Source organism: Roseburia sp. AF25-13LB (genome assembly GCF_003478915.1).
GTDB classification, from domain to species: domain Bacteria; phylum Bacillota; class Clostridia; order Lachnospirales; family Lachnospiraceae; genus Roseburia_C; species Roseburia_C amylophila.
In genome coordinates, this window is sequence record NZ_QUFO01000002.1 from 354,606 (window position 1) to 380,026 (window position 25,421).

General features: G+C 41.5%; 21 protein-coding genes. 20 read left to right on the forward strand and 1 reads right to left on the reverse strand.

The genetic code is table 11. From position 1 onward, the window contains the following. The first annotated feature begins 63 nt into the window (after window positions 1-63). The 16 genes from DWY37_RS04860 (at window position 64) to DWY37_RS04940 (ending at window position 21,652) form a co-directional block, all read left to right on the forward strand. Window positions 64-1,392, forward strand: a complete 1,329-nt coding sequence (locus DWY37_RS04860; protein WP_118173144.1) for an MATE family efflux transporter — start codon at window positions 64-66, stop codon at window positions 1,390-1,392. A gap of 82 nt (window positions 1,393-1,474) precedes the next feature. Beyond that, on the forward strand, window positions 1,475-2,044 hold the full coding sequence (locus DWY37_RS04865; protein WP_117840586.1) for a TetR/AcrR family transcriptional regulator C-terminal domain-containing protein: 570 nt from the start codon (window positions 1,475-1,477) through the stop codon (window positions 2,042-2,044). Window positions 2,045-2,188: 144 nt separating this feature from the next. Then, a complete protein-coding gene (gene fucO, locus DWY37_RS04870) occupies window positions 2,189-3,334 on the forward strand; it encodes a lactaldehyde reductase (RefSeq protein ID WP_118541314.1) in 1,146 nt (381 codons plus the stop codon). Window positions 3,335-3,543: 209 nt separating this feature from the next. Beyond that, window positions 3,544-4,593 carry a threonine aldolase family protein gene (locus DWY37_RS04875; protein ID WP_118541316.1) on the forward strand — a complete coding sequence of 350 codons (1,050 nt, stop codon included), beginning with the start codon at window positions 3,544-3,546 and terminating at the stop codon, window positions 4,591-4,593. Between the two features lie 59 nt (window positions 4,594-4,652). Next, window positions 4,653-5,768 carry a metallophosphoesterase gene (locus DWY37_RS04880; RefSeq protein ID WP_118177123.1) on the forward strand — a complete coding sequence of 372 codons (1,116 nt, stop codon included), beginning with the start codon at window positions 4,653-4,655 and terminating at the stop codon, window positions 5,766-5,768. Window positions 5,769-5,831: 63 nt separating this feature from the next. Further along, window positions 5,832-7,361: a spermidine synthase gene (locus DWY37_RS04885; RefSeq protein WP_118056702.1), complete on the forward strand. Its 1,530-nt coding sequence runs from the start codon at window positions 5,832-5,834 to the stop codon at window positions 7,359-7,361. 147 nt (window positions 7,362-7,508) lie between these two features. After that, window positions 7,509-10,103 (forward strand): ATP-dependent chaperone ClpB, encoded by a 2,595-nt coding sequence (gene clpB, locus DWY37_RS04890; RefSeq protein ID WP_117697547.1) that lies wholly within the window; start codon window positions 7,509-7,511, stop codon window positions 10,101-10,103. A 77-nt stretch (window positions 10,104-10,180) separates the two neighbouring features. Beyond that, window positions 10,181-10,876 carry a polysaccharide deacetylase family protein gene (locus tag DWY37_RS04895; protein ID WP_022243921.1) on the forward strand — a complete coding sequence of 232 codons (696 nt, stop codon included), beginning with the start codon at window positions 10,181-10,183 and terminating at the stop codon, window positions 10,874-10,876. Between the two features lie 223 nt (window positions 10,877-11,099). After that, entirely contained in the window at window positions 11,100-12,425 is a 1,326-nt protein-coding gene (locus DWY37_RS04900; RefSeq protein WP_118541322.1) for a replication-associated recombination protein A, read from the forward strand. Window positions 12,426-12,444: 19 nt separating this feature from the next. After that, window positions 12,445-13,728, forward strand: coding sequence for an aminotransferase class I/II-fold pyridoxal phosphate-dependent enzyme (locus DWY37_RS04905; RefSeq protein WP_118541324.1), 1,284 nt, complete (start codon window positions 12,445-12,447; stop codon window positions 13,726-13,728). Window positions 13,729-13,738: 10 nt separating this feature from the next. Then, on the forward strand, window positions 13,739-14,599 hold the full coding sequence (locus DWY37_RS04910) for a DMT family transporter (RefSeq protein WP_118541326.1): 861 nt from the start codon (window positions 13,739-13,741) through the stop codon (window positions 14,597-14,599). A gap of 648 nt (window positions 14,600-15,247) precedes the next feature. Continuing rightward, on the forward strand, window positions 15,248-16,486 hold the full coding sequence (gene glyA / locus DWY37_RS04920; protein ID WP_118541330.1) for a serine hydroxymethyltransferase: 1,239 nt from the start codon (window positions 15,248-15,250) through the stop codon (window positions 16,484-16,486). 210 nt (window positions 16,487-16,696) lie between these two features. Next, window positions 16,697-18,088, forward strand: coding sequence for an efflux RND transporter periplasmic adaptor subunit (locus tag DWY37_RS04925; RefSeq protein WP_118541332.1), 1,392 nt, complete (start codon window positions 16,697-16,699; stop codon window positions 18,086-18,088). After that, on the forward strand, window positions 18,085-18,771 hold the full coding sequence (locus tag DWY37_RS04930) for an ABC transporter ATP-binding protein (RefSeq protein ID WP_117697558.1): 687 nt from the start codon (window positions 18,085-18,087) through the stop codon (window positions 18,769-18,771). The genes DWY37_RS04925 and DWY37_RS04930 overlap by 4 nt, the downstream gene beginning before the upstream one ends. Continuing rightward, complete coding sequence (locus DWY37_RS04935) at window positions 18,768-20,384, forward strand: biotin/lipoyl-binding protein (protein WP_118541334.1); 1,617 nt, start codon at window positions 18,768-18,770, stop codon at window positions 20,382-20,384. Before DWY37_RS04930 ends, DWY37_RS04935 begins: the two co-directional genes overlap by 4 nt. 14 nt (window positions 20,385-20,398) lie before the next feature. Beyond that, on the forward strand, window positions 20,399-21,652 hold the full coding sequence (locus DWY37_RS04940; RefSeq protein WP_118541336.1) for an ABC transporter permease: 1,254 nt from the start codon (window positions 20,399-20,401) through the stop codon (window positions 21,650-21,652). 58 nt (window positions 21,653-21,710) lie between these two features. Here DWY37_RS04940 and DWY37_RS04945 read toward each other — a convergent pair whose 3' ends face one another. Then, complete coding sequence (locus tag DWY37_RS04945) at window positions 21,711-21,929, reverse strand: helix-turn-helix domain-containing protein (protein ID WP_330417538.1); 219 nt, start codon at window positions 21,927-21,929, stop codon at window positions 21,711-21,713. Window positions 21,930-22,167: 238 nt separating this feature from the next. On the opposite strand from DWY37_RS04945, the gene DWY37_RS04950 reads away from it, so the two are divergent. The 4 genes from DWY37_RS04950 to serS all read left to right on the forward strand — a co-directional run bounded on the left by DWY37_RS04950 (window position 22,168) and on the right by serS (window position 25,296). Next, a complete protein-coding gene (locus DWY37_RS04950) occupies window positions 22,168-22,635 on the forward strand; it encodes a hypothetical protein (protein WP_118541340.1) in 468 nt (155 codons plus the stop codon). 364 nt (window positions 22,636-22,999) lie between these two features. Beyond that, entirely contained in the window at window positions 23,000-23,278 is a 279-nt protein-coding gene (locus DWY37_RS04955; protein WP_022243932.1) for a type II toxin-antitoxin system Phd/YefM family antitoxin, read from the forward strand. 5 nt (window positions 23,279-23,283) lie between these two features. Continuing rightward, on the forward strand, window positions 23,284-23,601 hold the full coding sequence (locus tag DWY37_RS04960) for a type II toxin-antitoxin system RelE/ParE family toxin (RefSeq protein WP_117697569.1): 318 nt from the start codon (window positions 23,284-23,286) through the stop codon (window positions 23,599-23,601). A gap of 405 nt (window positions 23,602-24,006) precedes the next feature. Further along, the gene (serS, locus tag DWY37_RS04965; RefSeq protein WP_022243934.1) at window positions 24,007-25,296 is read left to right on the forward strand and encodes a serine--tRNA ligase; all 1,290 of its coding nucleotides are present in this window, start codon (window positions 24,007-24,009) and stop codon (window positions 25,294-25,296) included. Window positions 25,297-25,421 lie beyond the last annotated feature (125 nt).

Below are 25,421 nucleotides of genomic sequence, written 5' to 3' on the forward strand. Positions count from 1 at the left end.
GTTACAAGAGGCCGATGAGTGTCTTTGGGAAGCAGATTTTACCGGCAGAAAGGAAGGGTTACAATGGACGAAAATGAATTAATGGGCAGCATGAAGGTGTCGAAGGCAGTAGCAAAGATGGCAATTCCAAGTGTCATCAGCAGTCTGGTTACTGTCGTTTATAATATGGCGGATACATTTTTCGTAGGGCAGACAGGGGATCCGTTGCAGGTGGCAGCAGTCAGTCTGACGAATCCGATTTTTATATTATTCATGGCATTTGCCAATATGTTTGGTATGGGCGGAAGCGCAGCGGCATCTATGGCATTGGGCGAAAAGAAGGAAAAAAGAGTAAAGCAGGTTTCTTCTTTTATTACCTATGCATCACTTATCGTGGGAATTGTTTTTGCTGCAATTTTACTGGTTGGAATGCAGCCGGTTTTACAATTGTTTGGAGCAGATGCAGATACTTATGAACTGGCGAAAGGATACACAACATATATTTCTTATGGTGCACCGTTTATTATCTGGTCTGCGGCAGCAAGCTTTGTTGTGCGTGCGGACGGAGCCAGCCGGGAAGCTATGGCAGGAAGTATGATAGGAACCGTGGCCAATATTATTTTAGACCCGATATTTATCAGTGGATTTGGTATGGGTGCAGCAGGCGCAGCCATTGCAACGACTATTGGAAATATAATGGCGAGTGTATATTATCTTTGGTATTTCTGTAGAAAGAGCAGGAACATGTCTATGGCATTCCGGTATTTTAAATGTGGGGACAGAATTCTGTCCCAGGTATGCTCGGCAGGACTTCCAACAGCTATTTTTTCTGCATTGATGAGCATTTCTACGATTATTTTAAACCAGATTCTGGTGGCATATGGAAATGCACCGGTAGCGGCTATTGGAATTGTATTTAAGGCAAATATGTTTATCACATTTTTACAGATGGGACTGGCAAATGGAGTACAACCGTTATTAGGCTATAGTTACGGTGCAGGGAACAGGGAGCGTTTTATTACAGTGGAACGTTATACGAAGAAATGCTGTCTGATTGTAGGTGTATTGGCGACAGCACTGTTTTTCTTTTTCCGGGAGCCGATTATCCGCCTGTTTATTTCTGATACAGAGGTCATAAATTATGGTGTGGAAATGCTGATTGCTTATATGATTTCCGGTCCGGTCATTGGCATTTTATTTATGAATATGAACTGTATGCAGTCTACCGGAAATGCACTTCCGGCAACGATTCTTTCTATATTGAGACAGGGCGTACTTTTGATTCCGGTGCTTTACGGCTTGAATGCATTGCTCGGTCTGCACGGTGTTATCTACGGACAGGCATTGACGGATTATGTGGCAGTTCTCCTTTCTATTGTAATCTGGCGTTGGAAACGCAGGAAAACTTTATAGGCGAAAATGGTCAGGTTGCCTTTTTCACAGGTTGGTGCTATGCTGACGATAGTAGATTGGCAGAGTAAGTGGAGGAGAAGGCATGGAGCAGAATGTTCAGAAAGCAGAACAGATGAAATACCGGCTGGCAGATGCCATGAAGCAGTGTATGGCGAAGATGCCGATAGAACGGATTACAGTCCGGCAGATTGTGGAACTGAGCGGAACGACAAGACAGACATTTTACCGTCATTTTCAGGATAAATATGATCTGATAAACTGGTATTTTGACAAAATTTTAGCAGAATCCTTTGAACATATGGGAGAGGGAAAGACGGTATATGAGGGGCTGGTAAAGAAATTTGAATATATTGAACAGGAAAAATTATTTTTCAGGGCTGCATTTAAATCAGACAGCCAGAACTGCTTAAGAGACCATGATTTTGAACTGATTACCCGGTTTTATACGGATAAAATAGAAAAGAAATCAGGACAGAAATTATCGGAGCATCTTCATTTCCTTCTGGAAATGTATTGCCAGGGTTCAGTTTATATGACAATTCAGTGGGTGCTTGGAAGAAAGAAGACTACACCGAGGGAACTGGCAAAGGCACTGACGGAAGCGGTGCCGGCAGAACTGAAAGCAGTATTTGAAAAATTGCAGATGATATAGTGGTGACGGATGATGATTGAGAGTGGAATTTGTCCATGACAGATATTGAAAAATCAAGTGACAGAGTTGCCTTTTTGTAACTTTTTATTTGTCTTTTTCATTGGTAAAATAGAGGTATCAATAAAGGACAAAGGAGAAGATAAAATGGCAAACAGAATTATGTTAAACGAGACTTCCTACCATGGCGCAGGAGCAATTAAAGAAATCGCAAACGAGGCAAAGGCAAGAGCATTTAAGAAAGCATTTGTCTGTTCTGACCCGGATTTGATTAAGTTTGGTGTAACATCCAAAGTAACCGATGTATTGGATGAAGCAGGACTTGCTTATGAAATCTATTCTGATATCAAGGCAAATCCTACCATTCAGAACGTACAGCATGGTGTGGAAGCATTTAAAGCATCAAAAGCAGATTATATCATTGCAATTGGTGGTGGTTCATCTATGGATACATCAAAAGCAATTGGTATCATTATTGCAAATCCGGAATTTGAGGATGTCAGAAGCTTAGAGGGTGTAGCTCCGACAAAGAAGCCTTGTGTTCCGATTATTGCTGTACCGACAACAGCCGGAACTGCAGCAGAAGTTACCATTAACTATGTAATTACAGATGTAGAGCGTAAGAGAAAATTTGTATGTGTAGACCCGCATGATATGCCGGTTATCGCAGTAATTGACCCGGAGATGATGTCATCTATGCCAAAGGGACTGACAGCTTCCACCGGAATGGATGCACTGACACATGCCATTGAAGGATATACTACAAAGGCTGCATGGGAAATGACTGATATGTTCCATTTGAAAGCGATTGAAATTATCAGCAGATCTTTAAGAAGTGCAGTTGCCAATGAAAAAGAAGGCCGTGAAGGAATGGCATTAGGACAGTATATTGCAGGAATGGGATTTTCTAATGTAGGACTTGGAATTGCACATTCCATGGCACATACATTAGGTGCTGTATATGATACTCCACATGGAGTTGCCTGTGCAATGATGCTTCCAATCGTAATGGAATACAACGCAGAATGCACTGGTGAGAAATATCGTGAGATTGCAAGAGCAATGGGTGTAAAAGGCGTTGATGATATGTCTGTAGAAGAATACAGAAAGGCAGCCATTGATGCGGTACAGCAGTTATCTGTAGATGTTGGAATTCCAACAAAATTAGAGGCGTTAAAGGAAGAAGACTTAGAATTCCTTGCAGAATCCGCTTTTGCTGATGCCTGTGCACCGGGCAATCCAAAGGATACAAATGTAGAGGATTTGAAAGTTTTATTCCGTAAACTGATGTAATCAGAAACTTAGACAATATATTATAGAAGAAAAGATAGCAGACTCCCGGAGTATCGGAAAAACGATGTTCCGGGAGTTCTTTATGAAAAATTTATTTGCGTCTGATAGGATGGAACCGTATAATAAATGTGGAAATCAAACCGGAGGAAGTAGGAAAAATCATAGAAGAAGAATCTATGTCAATATAGAATAGAGAGAGGAAAAGAAAAATGGCAGCACAGTTAGCTTTTGCAAGTGATTATATGGAAGGAGCTCATCCGGCAATTCTCAAGAAGTTAGCGGAGACAAATCTGATAAAAAGTGCCGGATACGGACTGGATGAATATTCGGAAACTGCAAGGGAAAAGATTCGGAAAGCCTGCAATGCACCGGAGGCAGAGGTGCATTTTCTGGTGGGAGGAACACAGACCAATGCCACGGTAATTGATGCCCTGTTAGCATCCTATCAGGGAGTGATTGCGGCAGAGACCGGACATGTCAGTTCCCATGAGGCAGGAGCTATTGAAGCGGGTGGACATAAAGTGTTGACGATTCCGCAGACAGATGGAAAAATCAGCGCAGAAAAGGTAGAAGAAGTCTTAAATAAATTTAAAGAGGATGGCAACCGTGATCATATGGTGATGCCGGGAATGGTATACATTTCCCAGCCGACAGAATATGGAACCTTATATAACAGGCAGGAATTAGAAGCATTAAGTAAAGTATGCCGCAGCAATGGTGTTCCACTTTATTTAGATGGAGCAAGACTTGCTTATGCACTGGCATGCCCGGTGAATGATGTGACATTAGAAGATATTGCAGCATGCTGCGATGCCTTTTATATCGGAGGAACAAAATGCGGTGCATTGTTTGGAGAGGCGGTGGTATTTCCAAAGCCGGGGCTTATTCCGCATTTCTTCACCATTGTAAAACAGCATGGAGCACTGCTTGCCAAGGGACGGATACTTGGCATCCAGTTTGATGTGTTATTTGAAAATGATTTATATGAGCATATCGGAGAGCCGGCAATTGCAGCGGCAGATAAGATTCGGGAAGGCTTAAAGGAAAATGGAATCGAACTTTATCTGGATGCTCCCACCAATCAGGTCTTTTGCGTGGTAGAGAATGCATTTATGGAAAAGCTTGCGCAAAAAGTTGAATTCAGCTTCTGGGAGAAAAAGGATGAGAACCATACGGTAATTCGTTTTGCAACCAGTTGGGCAACGACAATGGAAGACGTGGATGAGCTGATAAAATTGATTAAACAGATAAATGAGTAGATGAATGATAGACGGATAAACAGATAATGAATAAAAAGGATGGAATGAGGATTTAAAAGATGTGGGCAATACTAATGATAGTACTGTTTTTCAGTGCGTTTGCAGGAATCATCTATCTGATAAACCGGATTGGAAAATTTGGTTTCCTGAATAAAATAACAAAAGGAAAAAAGTGGCTGCGCATCCTAATTAGTGCGGTTTTGGTATGTGGAATCACCGTAATACTCTGGGTAGCGTGGGGTTCGATGAATGCTATAGTATGCATTCTGCATCTGATTATATTCTGGCTTATCAGTGACGGAATTTTTGCACTGATAAAAAAACGCCGGAAGAGATCTTTGAAAAGATATTATGCCGGAGCTGTGGCACTTGTATTTACCATAGGATATCTTGGAAGCGGCTGGTATCTGGCACATCATGTATGGGAGACGGACTATCAGATTCAGACGGATAAGGAAGTAGGAAGCCTTCGGGTGGCAGTATTTGCAGATTCCCATGTAGGGACAACTTTTCATGGGGAAGGCTTTGCCGAGCATATGAAAACCATAGAGGAGCAGCACCCGGATGTGGTTCTGATTGTGGGAGACTTTGTGGATGATGATACGACAAAAGAAGATATGATAGCCTGCTGCAAAGCATTAGGAGAGCTTGATGCGACTTATGGTGTATATTATGTCTTTGGAAATCATGATAAAGGATATTATCCGCCGGAATACCGGGGCTATGATGGAAATGATTTGATAGTGGAATTAGAAAAAAATCAGGTACATGTTCTGCAGGATGAGGTAGAACTGATTGCGGATAAATTCTATATAATAGGAAGACAGGATAAATCCGAAGAATATGCAGAAAAAAGAGCCACAATGGAAGAACTGACGGCAAACCTTGATCCGGATAAATTCTCCATTGTATTAGACCATCAGCCACAGGATTATGCAGCGCAGCAGAATGTCAATGTGGATCTGGTTCTTTCCGGACATACCCACGGTGGACAGCTATTCCCGCTGATGACCATTGAGAATCTTACGAAAATGACACCGGATGACCGTGTCTATGGATATGAGCAGAGAGAAAATACGAATTTTATTGTAACATCAGGAATTTCCGACTGGGCGATTAAGTTTAAAACGGGATGTAAGTCGGAGTATCTTATGATTGATATTGAAAGAAAATAAAAGAGGTGTATATGAAAAAGTTATTTTTGTATTTGACGGAATTTTTTTGCAGGAATGTCAGTGATGGCAGTAGAGTTAGGCGCAAGCAGATTACTTGCACCATATTTTAGTTCTTCCCAGATAGTCTGGACAATCATTATCGGAACCATTATGATTGCCATGGCATTGGGAAATATTTATGGCGGAAGGACGGCAGACAAATCACCGAACCCGGATAAACTGTATGGAAGAATTATCATTGCCGCAATCTGGATTGCATTAATTCCGGTAGTGGGAAAATATATTATCATAGGAATATCAGCCCTTTTAATCTTTGCGGTAAATAATAATTTCCTGATTATTGCAGCTTTTGCAGCCTGCATGGTAATTTTCGTATTTCCGCTGTTTCTGTTGGGAACGGTAACACCATCCCTGGTAAAATATTCTGTTGATAATTTAGATGACAACGGAAAGACAGTAGGTACCTTAGGGGCATTTAACACCATCGGAAGCATCATTGGAACCTTTATCCCAACCTTTGTGACAATTCCGGCAGTAGGAACATCCGTTACATTTCTTATCTTTGCGGGAATTTTACTGGCATTATCCATCGTATATTTTATCAATGCGCATACCGGAAAGAAGAAAATAGTTGCATCTATTCTGATATTTGCACTGTGCTGCGGGTTTGGATATTCCGACTCATTTGCATTCTGGGAAAATAATCTGACCTATGAGGGGGAATCCGTATATAACTATCTTCAGGTATACGAAAATCAGGACAAGGTGTCCTTATCCACCAATGTGTTATTCGGTGTGCAGTCTGTGTATATGAAGCAGGATGAACTGACCGGCATGTATTATGATTATGCCATGGCGGCACCGCTTATGTTAAAAGACAAAGAAATATCAGACATGGATGTGCTGATTCTTGGAATGGGAACCGGTACTTATGCAACCCAGTGCCGGAAATATTTTGGAGATATGAATGTGGAAGGTGTTGAAATTGATGAGAAGATTACAAAGCTTTCCAGACAGTATTTTTCACTTTCGGAGGATGTGCCGGTAACGACTTATGATGGAAGAGCATTTTTAAATGCATCCGATAAGAAATACGATGTCATTATGGTAGATGCTTATCAGGATATTACGATTCCGTTTCAGATGTCTTCCGTTGAATTTTTTACGCTGGTAAAAGAGCATTTAAATGAAAATGGCGTAATGGTGGTGAATATGAACATGCGTGGGCAGAAAGAAGGAAATATTAACCAGTATCTTTCCGACACCATAGGAAGTGTATTTGGAACAGAATATACTGTGGATGTGGCAGGCTCTACAAACCGGGAACTGTTTGCATCCGACAATGGAGAAATTTTAAAGAATCTTTCTAACAACATTTCCAAGCTTGAGAATCAGGAGTTAAAGGGAATGATGACAGAGGTATTGGCAGATACCGTTTCCTATGAAAAGGGCGATTATATTCTTACAGATGATAAGGCACCGGTGGAACTTCTTGGAATGCAGGTGATTGATGAGATGATAAAAGATGAAGTTGCATATTATAAGGGAGTTTATAAAGAGGAAGGGCTGAAAGGACTGCTGAATTCCTTTTAAATATAAGAAAAATAGAAATTAACAAAAATTGTCTGAAAATTTTAGCACTCACCTCTTGACAGTGCTAATAATGCGTGCTATATTTATGCTTGGAAACAGAAATAACAGGAATTCGTTCATAGCACAGTGGGAAATGAGGTGAAAGATATGAACATTCAGAAATTTACACAGAAGTCAATGGAAGCAATCCAGGATTGCGAAAAATTAGCATATGAATATGGCAATCAGGAAATCGAGCAGGAACATCTTTTAGTGGCATTACTGCAGCAGGAAGATGGACTGATTTTAAAACTGATTGAGAAAATGGAAATCCAGAAGGAGCATTTTGTAGACAATGCAATCCGCCATCTGGAAGCAAGAACCAAGGTGTCCGGCGGCCAGGTTTATGTCGGTCAGGCATTGAATAAGGTATTGATTAGTGCAGAGGATGAGGCAAAGCAGATGGGAGATGATTATGTCTCTGTAGAGCATCTGTTTTTATCCTTATTAAGATATCCGAATCCTGCATTAAAGGAAATTTTTAAGGAATATGGTATTACAAGAGACCGTTTCCTGCAGGCACTGTCTACGGTGCGTGGCAACCAGCGTGTGACCTCCGATAATCCGGAAGCTACTTATGATACCTTAAATAAATATGGATATGATATGGTAGAGAGGGCGAGAGACCAGAAGCTGGATCCGGTCATCGGACGAGATGCAGAAATCCGGAATGTAGTGCGAATTTTGTCCCGTAAGACGAAAAACAATCCGGTACTGATTGGCGAACCCGGTGTAGGTAAAACCGCAGTTGTAGAGGGACTGGCACAACGGATTGTACGTGGTGATGTTCCGGAAGGATTAAAGGATAAGAAGCTCTTTGCACTGGATATGGGTGCATTGGTAGCCGGAGCAAAATACCGTGGTGAATTTGAGGAACGTCTGAAAGCAGTATTGGATGAAGTAAAGAAATCCGAAGGTCAGATTATCCTCTTTATCGATGAGCTGCATACCATTGTCGGTGCAGGAAAAACCGATGGAGCCATGGATGCCGGACAGCTTTTAAAACCAATGCTTGCCCGTGGAGAACTGCATTGTATCGGTGCTACCACATTGGATGAGTACCGGGAATACATTGAAAAGGATGCCGCATTGGAACGAAGATTCCAGCCGGTTATGGTAGACGAACCAACGGTAGAAGATACTATTTCTATCCTGCGTGGATTAAAGGAGAGGTATGAAGTATTCCATGGAGTAAAGATTACCGACAGTGCACTGGTTTCCGCAGCAGTGCTTTCGAACCGTTATATCTCAGACCGGTTCTTACCGGATAAGGCAATTGACCTGGTGGATGAAGCCTGTGCACTGATTAAGACAGAGCTTGATTCCATGCCGACCGAGTTAGACGAACTGAACCGCCGTGTCATGCAGTTAGAGATTGAAGAGACTGCATTGAAAAAAGAGGATGACCGTCTGAGCCAGGAGCGTCTGGCAGACTTACAGAAAGAGTTAGCAGAGCTTCGGAGTGAGTTCCAGAATAAGAAGGCACAGTGGGACAATGAAAAGAAATCCGTAGAGAAAGTCCAGAAGCTGCGTGAGGATTTGGAAAGCCTGAAAAATGAAATCCAGCAGGCAGAGCAGAGCTATGATTTAAATAAAGCGGCAGAATTAAAATATGGTAAGCTGCCGCAGTTACAGCAGCAGTTGGAAATTGAAGAAGAGAAAGTCAAAGGTGAAGATTTATCACTGGTACATGAAAGTGTCAGCGAAGAAGAAATCGCAAAGATTATCTCCCGCTGGACCGGAATCCCGGTAGCCAAACTGACTGAGAGCGAACGAAATAAGACACTGCACCTTGATGAAGAACTGCATAAACGTGTCATTGGACAGGACGAGGGCGTTACCAAGGTAACAGAAGCAATCATCCGTTCCAAAGCCGGAATCAAAGACCCGAGCAAGCCAATCGGTTCTTTCCTGTTCTTAGGACCAACCGGTGTAGGTAAGACAGAGCTTGCCAAAGCATTAGCAAGCTGCCTTTTCGATGATGAATCCAATATGGTCCGTCTCGATATGAGCGAGTATATGGAGAAATATTCCGTCTCCCGTCTGATTGGAGCACCTCCTGGATATGTAGGCTATGATGAAGGTGGTCAGCTGACGGAGGCAGTCCGCCGGAAACCGTATTCCGTAGTCCTCTTTGATGAGGTGGAAAAAGCACATCCGGATGTCTTTAATGTACTGCTTCAGGTACTGGATGACGGACGAATTACCGATTCCCAGGGACGTACCGTAGACTTTAAGAATACCATTATTATCATGACTTCTAACTTAGGCTCCATGCATCTGTTGGAGGGCATTGACGAAAATGGCGAGATTCGTCCGGAAGCAGAAGAAGCTGTCATGGAAGAACTGAAGGGTAACTTCCGGCCGGAATTTTTAAACCGTCTGGATGAAATCATTATGTTCAAACCGCTGACCAAAGACAACATCGGCAACATTATCAAGTTACTGATGGAAGATCTGAATAAACGTCTTGCAGACCGTGAACTGAAAGTAGAACTGACCAAGGCTGCCGAGGATTATATTACTGAGAAGGGTTATGACCCGGTATATGGTGCAAGACCGCTGAAACGTTTCCTGCAGAAATATGTGGAGACATTGGCAGCAAAATTGATTCTTGCAGATAAAGTCAGAGAGGGAGATACCATTCTTATCGACCTTACCGATGGAGAACTGACTGCCAGCGCAAAACCGGCGACCGCCTGAAATGGTTCAAGCCTGACATAATAAGAAATGCAGTTGCTGCATATATTGTCAGGAGAGCAGAAAAGTAACGGTGTAAAATGAGTCGAATCCGAAAAGCATTGATATGGATGAATCTGGCACTGGCGGTATTGGTAATTGCCGCCGGAGCCTGTCGGATCCGTGTCAATCATCTGGTAAATGCAGAGAGCATGAATATAAAGAAAACAAGTGGAATAAAAGAGGTTGCATTGACATTTGACGATGGACCAAGCCCGGAATGTACGAAAGATTTACTGGAAGGGCTGAAGGAGCGCAATGTCAAAGCAACCTTTTTTGTAATCGGAGAGAAAGCAGAGGCATATCCGGATTTGATAAAGAAAATTCAGGATGATGGGCATATCATAGGAAATCATTCCTATACCCATGTGAACCTTGGCATCTTATCGAAGAAAGATGCCTGTGAGCAGATTCGAAAGACCAATGATGCCATTTATCAGATTACCGGGGAATATCCGCAGTTTTTGCGTTCTCCTTTCGGAAGCACCCAGAAGAATCTGGACTGTCAGATGAATATGATAGAGGTGCTCTGGGATGTAGACCCAAGGGACTGGGAGGTGCAGAATAAGGAAAAAGTCGTCAATAAAGTAATGACGGATGTCAAAGATGGTGATATTATTTTATTACATGACGGTTATGACAGCAGTATGCTGGCAGCCTTTGAGATTATTGACCGGCTGCAGGCACAGGGTTATGAATTTGTAACGGTAGATAAGCTGATATTTGAGTTACCTTGAGAAAAAAGAATGTTTCAATGGATTTTTGGTGTGTTTTCACTGGAAAATCGAGAAAAAATACCAGAATAGACTTGTCAAAAGACAAAAATTAAGGTATGGTATCTTAGGATGAAATGAATTATTTTAAAGCTCAAATGTCATTTTGAAACCAAAAAAGTATAAAAATGAAGAAAAATAAGAGTAAAAATGCAAGATTCGTTTTGAAATTATGCAAGGAGCAAAAATGGATTTATTTGATTACATGCGGGAACAGAATATGGAAAAAGAGTCTCCCCTTGCGGCAAGACTTCGTCCCACGACCTTAGACGAAGTAGTCGGGCAGGAACATATTATCGGAAAGGACAAGCTGTTATATCGTGCCATTAAAGCAGATAAGTTAAGTTCTATTCTTTTCTATGGACCGCCGGGAACCGGAAAGACCACGCTGGCAAAAGTGATTGCCAATACCACCAGTGCTGAATTCCTTCAGATGAATGCTACATCTGCAGGAAAGAAGGACATGGAGGAAGTGGTGCAGCAGGCAAAGAACAATCAGGGAATGTATGGAAAGAAAACGATTCTTTTCATCGACGAGATTCATCGTTTTAATAAAGGACAGCAGGACTACCTTCTGCCTTTTGTAGAAGACGGAACGATTATCCTGATTGGTGCCACAACGGAAAATCCATATTTTGAAGTCAATGGAGCTTTACTATCCCGTTCCATTATTTTCGAACTGCATGCACTGGAAAAAGAAGATATTAAGAAGCTTTTGGTGCGGGCAGTTACCGATAAGGAAAAGGGAATGGGTGCATATCAGGCAGTCATCGACGAGGATGCACTGGAATTCATGGCAGATGTTGCCAATGGAGATGCAAGGGCAGCCCTTACCGCTATTGAACTTGGAATCTTAACCACACCACGAAGCGAAGACGGACTTATCCATATTACAATCGATGTGGCACAGGAATGTATCCAGAAGCGTGTAGTGAAATATGATAAGGCAGGAGATAATCATTATGATACGATTTCTGCATTTATCAAAAGTATCCGTGGAACAGACCCGGATGCAGCCCTTTATTACCTCGCAAGAATGTTATATGCAGGAGAAGATATCCGTTTCATCGCAAGAAGAATCATGATCAGCGCGGCAGAGGATGTTGGTACAGCAGACCCGATGGCATTGAATGTAGCGGTTTCTGCTGCACAGGCAGTAGAACGCATCGGTATGCCGGAGGCACAGATTATTCTTGCAGAAGCAGTTGCCTATGTGGCAAGTGCACCAAAGAGTAATGCATCCTATATGGGACTGAATCGTGCGATGGATGTGGTAGAACATACCAAAACGGCACCGATACCAAATCACTTAAAGGATGCACATTACAAATCCGCCGGAAAATTAGGACATGGTCTGGGTTATCGTTATTCCCATGATTACCCTCATCACTATGTCAGACAGCAGTATCTTCCGGACGGGCTGACGGATTCGGTATTTTATGAGCCGACCGACAATGGAAAAGAAAAAGAAATCGCCCAGTGGCTTCACTGGTTAAAAGAAAATGATGAATGATACAGGAGGAAGGAATAAGATGCAGTCTTATCAGGAAATGTCAAAAGAAGAATTGTATAAGGTAAAGGAAGGTCTTGAAAAAGAATATGCAAAATACAAGGGAATGGGTCTTTCTTTAAATATGGCAAGAGGAAAGCCGGCAGCAACCCAGCTCGACCTTGTTATGCCGATGCTGGATGTATTAAACAGCAGCAGTGAATTAATTGCAGAAGATGGTACAGACTGTAGAAATTATGGAGAATTAAAAGGAATTCCGGAAGCAAGAAAATTAATTGCAGATATGGTAGGAAGCACACCGGACCATGTCTTTGTATACGGTAATTCCAGCTTAAATGTTATGTACGATACCGTATCCCGTTCCTTTACCCATGGTGTCATGGGAAGTACACCATGGTGCAAACTGGATAAAGTAAAATTCTTATGTCCGGTACCGGGTTATGACCGTCATTTCGGAGTAACAGAATTTTTCGGTGTAGAAATGGTAAATGTACCGATGACTTCCGAAGGACCGGATATGGATATGGTAGAGCGTCTGGTAAGCAGCGATGATTCCATTAAAGGAATCTGGTGTGTACCAAAATATTCCAATCCTCAGGGAATTACTTATTCCGATGAAACTGTCCGCCGTATGGCAGCATTAAAGCCGGCAGCAGAAGACTTCCGTATTTACTGGGACAATGCCTATGTAGTACATCATCTCTATGAAGATGAGCAGGATGACCTTTTAGATATCATCAGCGAATGTGAGAAAGCCGGCAACCCGGATATGGTATATGAATTCTGCTCTACATCAAAGGTAAGCTTCCCGGGAAGCGGTATTGCAGCAATCGTAACTTCCAAGGCAAACCTTGACTTCATTGAAAAACAGTTTACGATGCAGACCATCGGACATGATAAGATTAATCAGCTTCGTCATGTACGTTATTTCAAAAATATTGACGGAATCAATGCACATATGATGAAACAGGCAGCAATTATGCGTCCGAAGTTTGAAATGGTAGAAAGAACATTGCAGGATGAATTAGGCGAGCTTGGAATCGGTTCCTGGATTAGCCCGAAGGGTGGATACTTCATCTGCTTTAATACTTTACCGGGATGTGCAAAGAGTGTTGTTGCCAAAGCAAAAGAAGCAGGCGTTGTTATGACACCGGCAGGAGCACCTTTCCCTTATGGAAAAGACCCGGAGGATTCTGTTATCCGTATTGCACCAAGCTTCCCGACTATGGAAGAACTTGAGACAGCAACTAAAATTTTTGTACTTTGCGTCAAACTTGCAAGCGTAGAAAAATTGCTTGCAGAATAGAAAGAATCATATGAAACAGGAAAAAAGACAGGGAATTTTATTTATTATAGGAGCAGGCTTCTTCTTTGCACTGATGACATTTTTTGTCCGGCTGTCAGGAGACCTGCCTACGACGGAAAAGGCTTTTTTCCGAAATGCAGTAGCTGCCGTTGTGGCAGCTTTTCTGCTCATCCGGGCAAAAGAGCCATTCTATGCACCAAAGAAAAGCTGGGGCGGACTCTTCATGCGAAGCTTCTGCGGAACGGTAGGATTAATCTGTAATTTCTATGCCATTGACCGGCTGAATATTGCAGATGCCAATATGTTAAATAAGTTATCGCCTTTCTTTGCAATTATTATGTCAACCTTTATCTTAAAGGAAAAGGCAAATAAAGTAGAATGGGGAGCAGTCGTGCTGGCATTTACCGGAGCACTGCTTGTCATTAAGCCATCCTTTGATATACAGTTTGTTTACGGACTGATTGGAGCACTGGGCGGACTGGGTGCAGGAATTGCTTATACCTATGTGCGTAAATTGGGAAAAATGGGAGTGAAGGGACCAGTTATTGTCCTTTGTTTTTCACTCTTTTCCTGTGTTGTCACATTGCCGTTTTTTATCATCGGATATAAGCCTATGAGCATGACACAGTTTGTCTGCCTTATGCTGGCTGGCGTATGTGCAGCAGGCGGACAGATCTGCATTACCACAGCATATACGAAAGCACCGGCAAAAGAGATATCTGTTTTTGATTACACCCAGATTGTCTTTGCGGCACTTCTTGGCATTCTGTTCCTGAATCAGATACCGGATGTCCTCAGTATTGCAGGCTATATTGTAATCATTGGAACTGCCATATTTAAGTGGCAGTATAATATGAAATGCGACACCTAGAAAAGGGAACTGGAAAAGATATCTGAAAATGCACTTTTTTACGGTAATGCGTAAAAATACTGTTGCGTTGAATCAGGCTATCACTTATAATGATACTCAAAGTAAATTTATTGGGCGATTGCGAAATTGGATAACCAGTCTTTCAAATTTTTCTATAGAAAGGGCATTGGAGTCTGCACTGAAATCCCGTAGTTCTAAAAGGTATATTTTGCTTGATGCGATAAAAACAGTCTTTCCAATGTTTGACATCGTCGCTGCATTGTTCGTCAACTTCAGATGCATGATAAGGGCTGTTAGGGGCACTTAGAATTTCGTCTGTTCTTTGGCAACGCTGGCACAGGGACGTGCCAGCGAGGCGCAATTGAACATGGATGTGAATTTGCGCCGGTTGCCGGAATGTACGATGTCCATGCCGAAATTCTTAGTGCTCCTTGCAGGCTTTATGCCGCATCTGCAGTTGGCGGACAGTACAGCGACCCCGTCAAAGCAACGGAAAGACAGTTTACAATCAAGCAAAACATACACTTAAGAACTGCTGGCATTCCAGTACAAATAACTCCAAATACCCTTTCATAGCAAAATTTTGAAAGAAAAGCTGTCCCCTTTCGCAATCGCCTAAAGAAAATCACATAGAGAAGGAGAAGAAACATGTATACATTAGAAGATATTCAGGCAGTGGACATGGAAGTTGCAGATGCCATTACCAAAGAATTTGACCGTCAGAACAGCCACATTGAGCTGATCGCATCTGAGAACTGGGTAAGCCCGGCAGTAATGTCAGCGATGGGAAGTGTAATGACTAATAAATATGCAGAAGGCTATCCGGGAAAGAGATATTACGGCGGATGTGACTGCGTTGATATTGTAGAGAACCTGGCAATTGAGAGAGCAAAAGAGCTGTTTGGCTGTGACTATGTAAATGTACAGCCACATTCCGGTGCACAGGCAAACATGGCTGTACAGTTTGCTATTTTAAAACCGGGTGACACCGTAATGGGAATGAACTTAGACCACGGCGGACATTTAACACACGGAAGCCCGGTAAACTTTTCTGGAACTTATTTCCATATTGTACCTTATGGTGTAAATGATGAAGGCTTCATTGACTACGATAACGTAATGAAGATTGCAATGGAATGTAAGCCAAAGATGATTATTGCAGGTGCATCCGCATACGCAAGAACCATTGATTTCAAGAAATTCCGTGAAATTGCAGATGCCTGTGGTGCAGTTCTTATGGTTGATATGGCACATATCGCAGGACTTGTTGCAGCAGGACTTCATCCAAGCCCAATCCCATATGCAGATGTTGTAACAACAACAACCCATAAGACCTTAAGAGGACCAAGAGGCGGAATGATTCTCTGCAATCAGGAAGCAGCAGATAAATATAACTTTAATAAGGCAGTATTTCCGGGAATCCAGGGTGGACCTTTAATGCATGTCATTGCAGCAAAGGCAGTCTGCTTAAAAGAAGCGTTACAGCCGGAATTCAAGGTATATCAGCAGGGTATTATTGATAATGCCCAGGCACTTTGCAAGGGATTATTAAGTCGTGATATCAGGATTGTATCCGGCGGAACTGACAACCATCTGATGTTAGTAGACCTTACTAATTATGATTTGACAGGTAAGGCAGTAGAAAAATTATTAGATGCTGTAAACATCACATGTAATAAGAATACCATTCCGAATGATCCGAAGTCTCCATTCGTAACCAGCGGCGTTCGTCTTGGTACTGCAGCTGTTACATCAAGAGGCATGAATACAGAGGATATGGATAAGATTGCAGAAGCAATTGCCATGATGATTAAAGAGGGTGAAACAGCTTCTGAAAAAGCAAGAGCAATCGTATCAGAGTTAACTGCAAAATATCCTTTGAAATAAATCACAAAAAATTTTGCCGGGAAATTAATGATTTCTTAAGAAATCTTAGGAATTATCCATGCTGTATTTCAGATAAGAAAATGATAAAATAGTCGTAAAGTATGAAAGCTTTACGGCTATTTTTTCGATTGTCAGGCATTCCTGAGAAACTGCCAACGGCAGCTTCTACAGGTAAAAGGCAGAAAAAAGGAATTATTCAGGAGGAGACAGATGAGCAAAAAGAAGGTAGGCATTATTATTGGAGTTATTGCAGCGGCAGTAGTTGCAGCCGGAGTAGGATTCTATTTCCTAAAGGGAAGAAGCAACGGTGGAAATTCTGCAGACAAGGTATATGTAGAAAAAGTATCTGCAATTATGAACCAGTCAGCAGGAATCAATAATCGTTACAGTGGTGTGGTAGAACCACAGGAGACCTTAGAGATAAATAAGGATTCCGAACGTAAAGTAAAGGAAGTATACGTTTCTGTTGGTGATGAAGTAGAAGAGGGAACCGTATTATTTTCTTATGATACAGAAGATCTGCAGATGCAGATAGACCAGGCAAAGCTTGAGATGGAAGGCATTGCAAATGACATTTCCAATTCAAATGCACAGATTGCAGAATTGCAGAAAGAAAAAGCAAGCGCACCGGAAGACCAGCAGTTTGAATATACCACACAGATTCAGACACTGCAGACTTCCATTAAGCAGTCAGAATACAACAAGAAAAGCAAACAGGCAGAGATTGACAAATACCAGAAATCCATCGACAACTCAGAAGTAACCAGTAAGATGGCTGGTGTTGTAAAAGAAATCAATGAAAACGGGGTGGATCCCAATGGAAATACTGCAGCATATATGAAAATATTAGCGACAGGCGAGTACCGTGTAAAAGGAACAATTGATGAGACTTCTGTAGGAACAATATCTGAGGGAACACCGGTTATTTTACGTTCCAGATTAGATGAGACGCAGACCTGGACAGGAAGTATTTCCAAGATTGATACTGAAAGCACGCAGACTGACAGTAATTCTTCTTATATGTATGATGGAAGCAGCTCCGGAGATTCTGCGTCCAAGTATTCATTCTATGTTACTTTGGACAGTACAGATGGACTGATGTTAGGACAGCATTTATATATAGAGCCGGATTACGGACAGGGTACAGCAGAGGAAAAAGAAGGACTCTGGCTGTATGACTATTATATTGTGCAGGATGATGGAGATCCATATGTGTGGGCAGCAGATAAGAAGAACCGTCTGGAAAAACGTAAAGTGGAATTAGGCGAGTATGATGAAAATCTGGGTGAATATGAGATTAAATCCGGACTTTCTGAAGATGACCTGATTGCATTCCCAATGCAGGGACTGTATGAGGGTGTAGCTGCAGTTACCAATATGGAAGAAGTAGATTATTCTTCTCCATTATATAATCAGGAATCTACAGATGATTCCGGTATGGATGAGGGAATGTATGATGAAGCCGGAACTGAGTACATGGATGAAGGTATGTATAATACTGACGGAACCGAATACATGGACGAAGGAATGTATGATGAAGCCGGAACTGAATTTACAGATAGCGGCGAGTCAGGTGCGACAGATTCGGAGGTGGTTGAATGATTCTGAATCTGCAGCATATCTATAAAGATTACAATCAGGATAAACTGGTAGTTCCGGTATTGAAGGATGTATCTTTACAGGTAGAAGAAGGAGAATATGTTGCTATCATGGGACCGTCCGGTTCCGGAAAGACAACATTGATGAATATTATCGGATGTCTGGACAGACCGACTTCCGGAACCTATGAACTGGCAGAAAAGGATGTCTTAAACTTAAAAGACCGTGAGATGTCGGCTGTCCGACTGAACAGTATTGGATTTGTATTCCAGAGTTTTCAGCTGATGCCAAGGGAAAGTGCACTGGATAACGTATCACTTCCGCTGAGCTATGCCGGTGTAAAGAAGAAAGAACGGAAAGAAAGAGCACAGAAGGCATTGGAGCGTGTAGGCTTAGGAGACCGTTCCGGATTCCGCCCGACACAGCTTTCCGGTGGACAGAAGCAGAGAGTGGCAATTGCCCGTGCCATGGTAAATAATCCGAAGATTTTACTGGCGGATGAGCCGACCGGAGCATTGGACCAGAAATCCGGTAAACAGATTATGGAACTGTTCCAGAGCCTGAATGATGAGGGCGTTACCATTGTCATGATTACCCACGATATTAATATTGCAAAGCAGGCAAAGAGAATCCTCCATATAGTAGACGGAGAAATATTTACAGACGATGAGGAGGGCAAGGCATGAAAAAGAAAGTTATAATTGCAATTCTAATCGTAGTTTTAACCGGAGGTGGAATCACCGGAGGAGTAGTAGGATACCGGGCATACCAGAACAGTAAGCTGGTAGCAGAGGTACAGTCAGTATCCATGTTAAATACCGGTTTCTGGGGTGACAGCATGGAAAGTGACGGAACCGTGACCAATGGACAGCAGCAGGATGTTTATGTCAGCACAGAGCAGACCGTTCAGAAAGTATTTGTAACAGAAGGACAGGAAGTATCCGAAGGTGACCCACTGTTACAGTATGATATGACCAATATTGACCTTGCAATTGAGATGAAGAAATTAGACATCCAGACGACCGAAAATAATATTGCTGTAGCACAGAAGGAATTGGAAAAGCTTAAAAATACCAAGCCGGTCAGCAATACCACAACAAGTACACCGTCTGTAGACAGTGTGACACCATCAGCACCGGAAACACCATCTACGGATACTTCTGTAACCACACCGGATACGGTAGAAGAGAAGAACGGAGATGCCTATAATTATATTTCAACAACGGCGCAGCCATATACCGGAGATGGAAGCCAGGAGAATCCATACCGCTTCTTATGTACAAAGGAAGCATATGTCTATGGAAGCTATCTGAATACATTGAAAAGTGAGGGGAAGGTTGCGGTATTTGAAATTCATGACGGAAATACCGTAGCCGGAACCTTAATCAGTGCATGGACAAAAGTCGGTGCAGCTTTAGAGGAAGCAGACCCGGATGCAAAATGGTATGTTATTGATGGAAGTAAAGTAATTAATGAGCCGGATATCCCGGATACCCCGGTCGAACCGGTTGTACCGGATACACCATCTGTACCGGATGATAACCAGCAGAGCGGATATACGGCAGATGAACTGGCAAAAGAGATTGCGGATAAAGAAAAAGAACTGACTAAGCTTGATCTGGATAAAAGAAAAGCGGAGCTTGCGTTGAAACAGATGGAAAGCCAGTCAGAAGATGGAATGGTTTATGCTGAGTTTAATGGTACCGTAAAGAAAGCAGGAGATCCGGATAATCTTCCAAATGATGGAAGTGCATTTTTGACACTTTCCGGTTCAGATGGTCTATATGTAAAAGGAATACTAAATGAGCTTGCATTGGAACAGGTGAAGGTGGGACAGAGTGTTACAGCAACCTCCTGGAGCACCGGAATGGTATTCGATGCAACGATAACAGAGATTAATGATTACCCGGAAGATGCAAATGGATATTATGGCAGTGGTAATCCAAATGCCTCCTATTATGGTTATACTGCATATATTGAAGACAGTACCGGACTTGGCAATGGAGATAACTTAAGCCTTTCCATCAATCTTGGCGGAGATGAAGATGCTTCTGATAAGATTTATCTGGATAAAGCGTATGTGCGTAAGGAAGATGGTAAGAGCTATGTCATGAAGGATGATGGAACCGGTCATCTGGTAAAGCAGTATGTGAAGACAGGAAAGACCATATACGGATATGCAGTAGAAATCAAATCCGGAGTTACAATGGATGATTATCTTGCTTTTCCATATGGCAAGACAGCAAAAGAAGGAGTCAAAACCAATAAGGATGAAGATTCCGGAACTGAAATGTATTAGTAGGAGGGACGAACATGTTAGAAAATTTAAGATTATCTTTTCAGGGTATCTGGTCACACAAGATGCGTTCCTTCTTAACTATGCTGGGTATTATTATTGGTATTGCAGCAATTATTGCAATTGTATCTACGATTAAAGGAACGAATGAACAGATTGAGCAGAACCTGATTGGCGCAGGCGATAACAATGTTACAGTGCAGTTGTATCAGGGAGATTATTCCATGGATTTTTCCTATGAAAGTGTACCGGGTGGAATTCCGGTAATTACAAATGAAGCACTGGAGCAGATTAAAGATCTGGATGAAGTAGAGGATGCATCTTTATTCCTTTCCAGACAGGATTATGATGGAGCATACTATAAAAATACTTCTCTTTCCGGCGGTTATATTATGGGAGTAGACAATGGCTACTTTAATACTGCGGGAATGATTATGAAGAGCGGACGCTGCTTTACCGAAGAGGACTATAGTGATTTTGCAAAGGTCGCAATCTTAGATGAAGATTCTGCAGAAGCATTATTTCAGGGTGAGAATCCAATTGGAAAGACCATTGAGATTAAGCAGCAGCCATATATTGTTGTAGGAATTGCAACCAAGAGCGAGCAGTTCGAACCGGTTATCAATTCCATGGATGATTATTATACTTATTCCCAGGACAGCAGTGGTAAGATTTATGTACCATCTGTAACCTGGCCGATTATCTATCGTTATGACGAACCACAGCAGGTTCTCATTAAAGCAAAGAGCACCAGCGATATGACCAATGCAGGAAAGAAGAGTGCCGATATTTTAAATGGCTATCTTGCAACATCGGATGATACCATTAAGTACAAATCCGAAGACTTACTGGAGCAGGCAAAACAAATTCAGCAGTTGAGCCAGTCCACCAATACCATGTTAATCTGGATTGCCGGAATTTCCCTTCTGGTTGGCGGTATCGGTGTAATGAATATCATGCTGGTATCCGTAACGGAGCGTACCAGTGAGATTGGTCTGAAGAAAGCAATCGGAGCAAGAAAGTCTGTTATCTTAGGACAGTTCTTAACCGAGGCAGCAGTACTTACCAGTTTAGGCGGATTGATTGGAGTTCTGGTGGGAATCATATTAGCTGAGATTATCTCGAAACTTAGTACCACACCGGTTGCCATCAGTGCACCGGCAGCCGTAGGCGGCGTGGTATTCTCCATGATTATCGGAATTATTTTCGGTCTTCTGCCATCCTATAAGGCAGCAAACTTAGACCCAATCGAGGCATTGCGTCACGAGTAAAAAATAGAAAACGTGTAAAATAAGAGGAAAATTCAGATTTCATTGAATTTTCCTCTTTTTAGGTTTTACTGTCATGGTGTAAATGAGCTGTTTTTATATCAGAAAGACCAAGAAAATAATCAGAAGAAACCTGATAGTAATGGCAAAGCTTCAGAAGATGACGGATAGGAAGCTCGTTAGCACCACGTTCGTAACGGGCATACATGGTCTGGGAAGTTCCGAGAACGTCGGCAATTTCCTGCTGGGTTTTGTCATGATCTTCGCGTAAATTACGCATTCGCTGTATATAATCCATAAGAATCTCCAAATCTAAAAATAAATCCGGAATTTTTTTAAAAACAAATTTCTATAATTCTAAAAAATCCAGAATATATCCTAAAAATAATAGGTCTTGCAGAGGACTTTTTTAATTTATCATAATAAAGATGTTTACTATTAATTTTAGTAAATATATGTACTAAAATAGAGAACAGTTCAAATGATAAAAGGAAGATAAAAAGGAAAGGCGGACATTTATGAAAAACAGAAAGATTTCAACAGCAATAGCGGAAAAAGTTATGACAGGAGTATTAACGATACTTATGGCAATATCAGTTACAGCCTGCGGCAGCACGAAGGAGCAGGCAAATTCAGCTGCCACAGAAGTGACCGAAGCAGTTGTCACAACTGAGACAGAGAGTGAGACAGCAACGGAGGCAAAGGTAGAAAATGAGATCGTGACAGAGACCGAAGCAGTGACGGAGACAGAAACAGAGGAGCCGGTGCTGTTTCGGGTAAAGGTTACAAGTGAAAATGGAGCATATATTTCGGAAAAACCTACAGATTTTGCGTATGGTGAAATTATGCTATATGATTATGGAACAGAATTTAATGTTTACGAAGTTTATGAAAATTCGGAAGAAGATTCCATTTATTATAGAGTTAAGAATGAATCTGGTGAAAATAAATATATATGGGATGGAGATGTTACAGTTATTGACTAGCATTTTAATTCATCATGATTTTCAACAACACAGTATTTGGGATATAAAGAACAGCAAAAATTTTCTTAAAAGAAAAGTCGCTTAGACCGTGAGGTTTAGGCGATTTTTGCTATTACCAAGCATCCAGTGAATAATTGAGGTGAATTGGAAAATTAAATTCCAGCCCATTTTAGAATTCAAAAAACTGGAATTAAAAATTTCACTTTACGAAACTATATGCAAGAGTAAATTCCGGATTTCTGTTTTTGAGGGTAAAAAAACTGGAATTTAAAAATTCACTTTACAATAAGTAAAAAATGGAAAACTTGATAATATAGTCAAATCATGATATGATGTGACTATAATATAGGCGGAGGTGTTTTTTATGCATGCATTACAGGAAACAATACGACCATCTGCAGATTTAAGAAATCATTATAGTGAAATTTCAAAACAATGCAGAGAAGAAAATGAAGCGGTTATAATCACAGTAAACGGTCGTGGTGATACAGTCTCTCTTTCGTATGAGGAATATAAAAGAATGAAGTCAAGAATAGAACTTTTGGAAATTCTTACAGAAGCGGAAGATGATGTAAAGAATGGTAGAGTAGCACCGGTTCGTGAAACATTTGATGATTTAAGACAAATGCTTGGGGAGGAATAGAATTATTGAAATATGAAGTTGTTCGTACAGAAACGGCAGATGCGCAGATTAGAAAAATCGTATTGTATATAGCCGAAAATTTTGGTAATAAGGTTGCACTGGAAAAATTAGAAGAACTGGAACAGAATATTCTTGATTTGGCAGTTCATCCATTAAAGGGGGGAGAACCGCATTATCTGGTATTGAAAAGACAAGGGTATCGGGTGTTGATATTGGAAAAAAATCTGGTTTTCTATAAGATAAATGAAGAAAATAAAAGAGTTATAATCTATGCTGTTGTTGACCAACGCCAGGATTACTTAAATATTATCAGAGGATTGTAGAATCCCCTTGCGTAAATCCAATCCCCGCGCTATAATAGGAAAAAGAGTAAAAACAGCGTTTGACGAAAGCTAAGATTGACGGAATAATTCAGAGAGCCGGCGGCTGGTGTGAGCCGGTATTAGGAAGCAATTGGTCCACTTTCGGAGGCTGGTGGTGAAAGCCACGGGTTCGTACCCCTTATGATACGCAATGAAGTGGTCGCAGGCAAAGAAGAGAAGACGTAAAAAGAGATGCGGCAAAATGGGTGGCAACGCGGAACGGTAGATAAGCCTTTCGTCCCATGTATGAAAATGCATGGGATGGAAGGCATTTTTTATGCGAGTAGCGAGAAAAATCGCATGCTTACGAATCAATCCTATAAAATTTTCAAAAAAAGCACATGATATCAAAGAAGGAGAACAAAGATGATTGATTTAAAATTCTTACGGGAAAATCCGGACATCGTAAAAGAGAACATTAAGAAGAAATTCCAGGATCACAAATTGCCACTGGTAGACGAGGTAATTGAGTTAGATGAGCAGGCAAGAAGTGCACAGCAGGAAGCAGATGCATTACGTGCAAACCGTAACAGTATTTCCAAGCAGATTGGTGCATTGATGGGACAGGGCAAGAAAGACGAAGCTATGGCATTAAAAGAGCAGGTAAGCAAAGATGCAGCCCGCCTTGCAGAGTTAGAAGAGCAGGAAAAAGATTTACAGGAAAAGATTACCAGGATTATGATGACAATTCCAAACATCATAGACCCATCCGTTCCGATTGGAAAAGATGATTCCTGTAACGTAGAAATTGAAAAATTTGGTGAGCCGGTTGTTCCGGATTTTGAAATCCCATATCATACCGATATCATGGATCGTTTCCATGGTATTGATTTGGACGCAGCAGGAAAAGTTGCGGGAAATGGCTTCTACTATCTGATGGGAGACATTGCAAGAGTACATTCTGCAGTTATTTCTTATGCAAGAGATTTCATGATTGACCGTGGATTCACATACTGTGTACCACCATTTATGATTCGGAGCAATGTTGTAACCGGTGTTATGAGTTTTGATGAAATGGATGCCATGATGTATAAAATCGAAGGTGAGGATTTGTATCTGATTGGTACTTCTGAGCATTCCATGATTGGTAAATTCATTGATACCATCAATGATGAAGAAAAACTTCCATATACCCTGACCAGCTACTCTCCATGTTTCCGTAAAGAAAAAGGAGCACATGGTATTGAAGAACGTGGTGTATATCGTATCCACCAGTTTGAGAAGCAGGAAATGATTGTTGTATGTAAGCCGGAAGAGTCCAAAGAGTGGTATGATAAGCTCTGGAAGAATACCGTAGATTTGTTCCGCAGCTTAGATATTCCGGTACGTACCCTTGAGTGCTGTTCCGGAGACTTAGCAGACTTGAAAGTGAAATCCTGTGACGTAGAAGCATGGTCTCCACGTCAGAAGAAATACTTCGAAGTAGGAAGCTGCTCTAACTTAGGCGATGCACAGGCAAGAAGACTGAAAATCCGTGTTAAAGGCAAGGATGGAAATAAATATTTCGCACATACCTTAAATAATACTGTAGTTGCACCACCTCGTATGCTGATTGCGTTCTTAGAGAACAACCTCAATGCGGACGGAAGCGTAAATATTCCAAAGGCATTGCAGCCATATATGGGTGGAAAAGAAAAACTGATTCCACTGGATTAATAGAAAATAAGAATTTTGGAAACTGATTTTGAAAAATAAGTTTCAAATAGTGAGAAAATCAAAAGAAACAGGAAACTGTGTTTTGTGTATAAAATTCACAAGACACAGTTTCTTTTTTATGAAGA

What these genes read in the sequence shown, in the direction of transcription:
- clpB (WP_117697547.1), top strand. Translation starts at nt 7,509, where the DNA reads ATGAACATTCAGAAATTTACACAGAAGTCAATGGAAGCAATCCAGGAT.
- DWY37_RS04935 (WP_118541334.1), top strand. Translation starts at nt 18,768, where the DNA reads ATGAAAAAGAAAGTTATAATTGCAATTCTAATCGTAGTTTTAACCGGA.
- DWY37_RS04875 (WP_118541316.1), top strand. Translation starts at nt 3,544, where the DNA reads ATGGCAGCACAGTTAGCTTTTGCAAGTGATTATATGGAAGGAGCTCAT.
- glyA (WP_118541330.1), top strand. Translation starts at nt 15,248, where the DNA reads ATGTATACATTAGAAGATATTCAGGCAGTGGACATGGAAGTTGCAGAT.
- DWY37_RS04940 (WP_118541336.1), top strand. Translation starts at nt 20,399, where the DNA reads ATGTTAGAAAATTTAAGATTATCTTTTCAGGGTATCTGGTCACACAAG.
- DWY37_RS04880 (WP_118177123.1), top strand. Translation starts at nt 4,653, where the DNA reads ATGTGGGCAATACTAATGATAGTACTGTTTTTCAGTGCGTTTGCAGGA.
- DWY37_RS04900 (WP_118541322.1), top strand. Translation starts at nt 11,100, where the DNA reads ATGGATTTATTTGATTACATGCGGGAACAGAATATGGAAAAAGAGTCT.
- DWY37_RS04895 (WP_022243921.1), top strand. Translation starts at nt 10,181, where the DNA reads ATGAGTCGAATCCGAAAAGCATTGATATGGATGAATCTGGCACTGGCG.
- DWY37_RS04910 (WP_118541326.1), top strand. Translation starts at nt 13,739, where the DNA reads ATGAAACAGGAAAAAAGACAGGGAATTTTATTTATTATAGGAGCAGGC.
- DWY37_RS04950 (WP_118541340.1), top strand. Translation starts at nt 22,168, where the DNA reads ATGAAAAACAGAAAGATTTCAACAGCAATAGCGGAAAAAGTTATGACA.
- DWY37_RS04925 (WP_118541332.1), top strand. Translation starts at nt 16,697, where the DNA reads ATGAGCAAAAAGAAGGTAGGCATTATTATTGGAGTTATTGCAGCGGCA.
- DWY37_RS04955 (WP_022243932.1), top strand. Translation starts at nt 23,000, where the DNA reads ATGCATGCATTACAGGAAACAATACGACCATCTGCAGATTTAAGAAAT.
- DWY37_RS04885 (WP_118056702.1), top strand. Translation starts at nt 5,832, where the DNA reads ATGGCAGTAGAGTTAGGCGCAAGCAGATTACTTGCACCATATTTTAGT.
- DWY37_RS04860 (WP_118173144.1), top strand. Translation starts at nt 64, where the DNA reads ATGGACGAAAATGAATTAATGGGCAGCATGAAGGTGTCGAAGGCAGTA.
- fucO (WP_118541314.1), top strand. Translation starts at nt 2,189, where the DNA reads ATGGCAAACAGAATTATGTTAAACGAGACTTCCTACCATGGCGCAGGA.
- DWY37_RS04945 (WP_330417538.1), bottom strand. Translation starts at nt 21,929, where the DNA reads ATGCGTAATTTACGCGAAGATCATGACAAAACCCAGCAGGAAATTGCC.
- serS (WP_022243934.1), top strand. Translation starts at nt 24,007, where the DNA reads ATGATTGATTTAAAATTCTTACGGGAAAATCCGGACATCGTAAAAGAG.
- DWY37_RS04905 (WP_118541324.1), top strand. Translation starts at nt 12,445, where the DNA reads ATGCAGTCTTATCAGGAAATGTCAAAAGAAGAATTGTATAAGGTAAAG.
- DWY37_RS04865 (WP_117840586.1), top strand. Translation starts at nt 1,475, where the DNA reads ATGGAGCAGAATGTTCAGAAAGCAGAACAGATGAAATACCGGCTGGCA.
- DWY37_RS04930 (WP_117697558.1), top strand. Translation starts at nt 18,085, where the DNA reads ATGATTCTGAATCTGCAGCATATCTATAAAGATTACAATCAGGATAAA.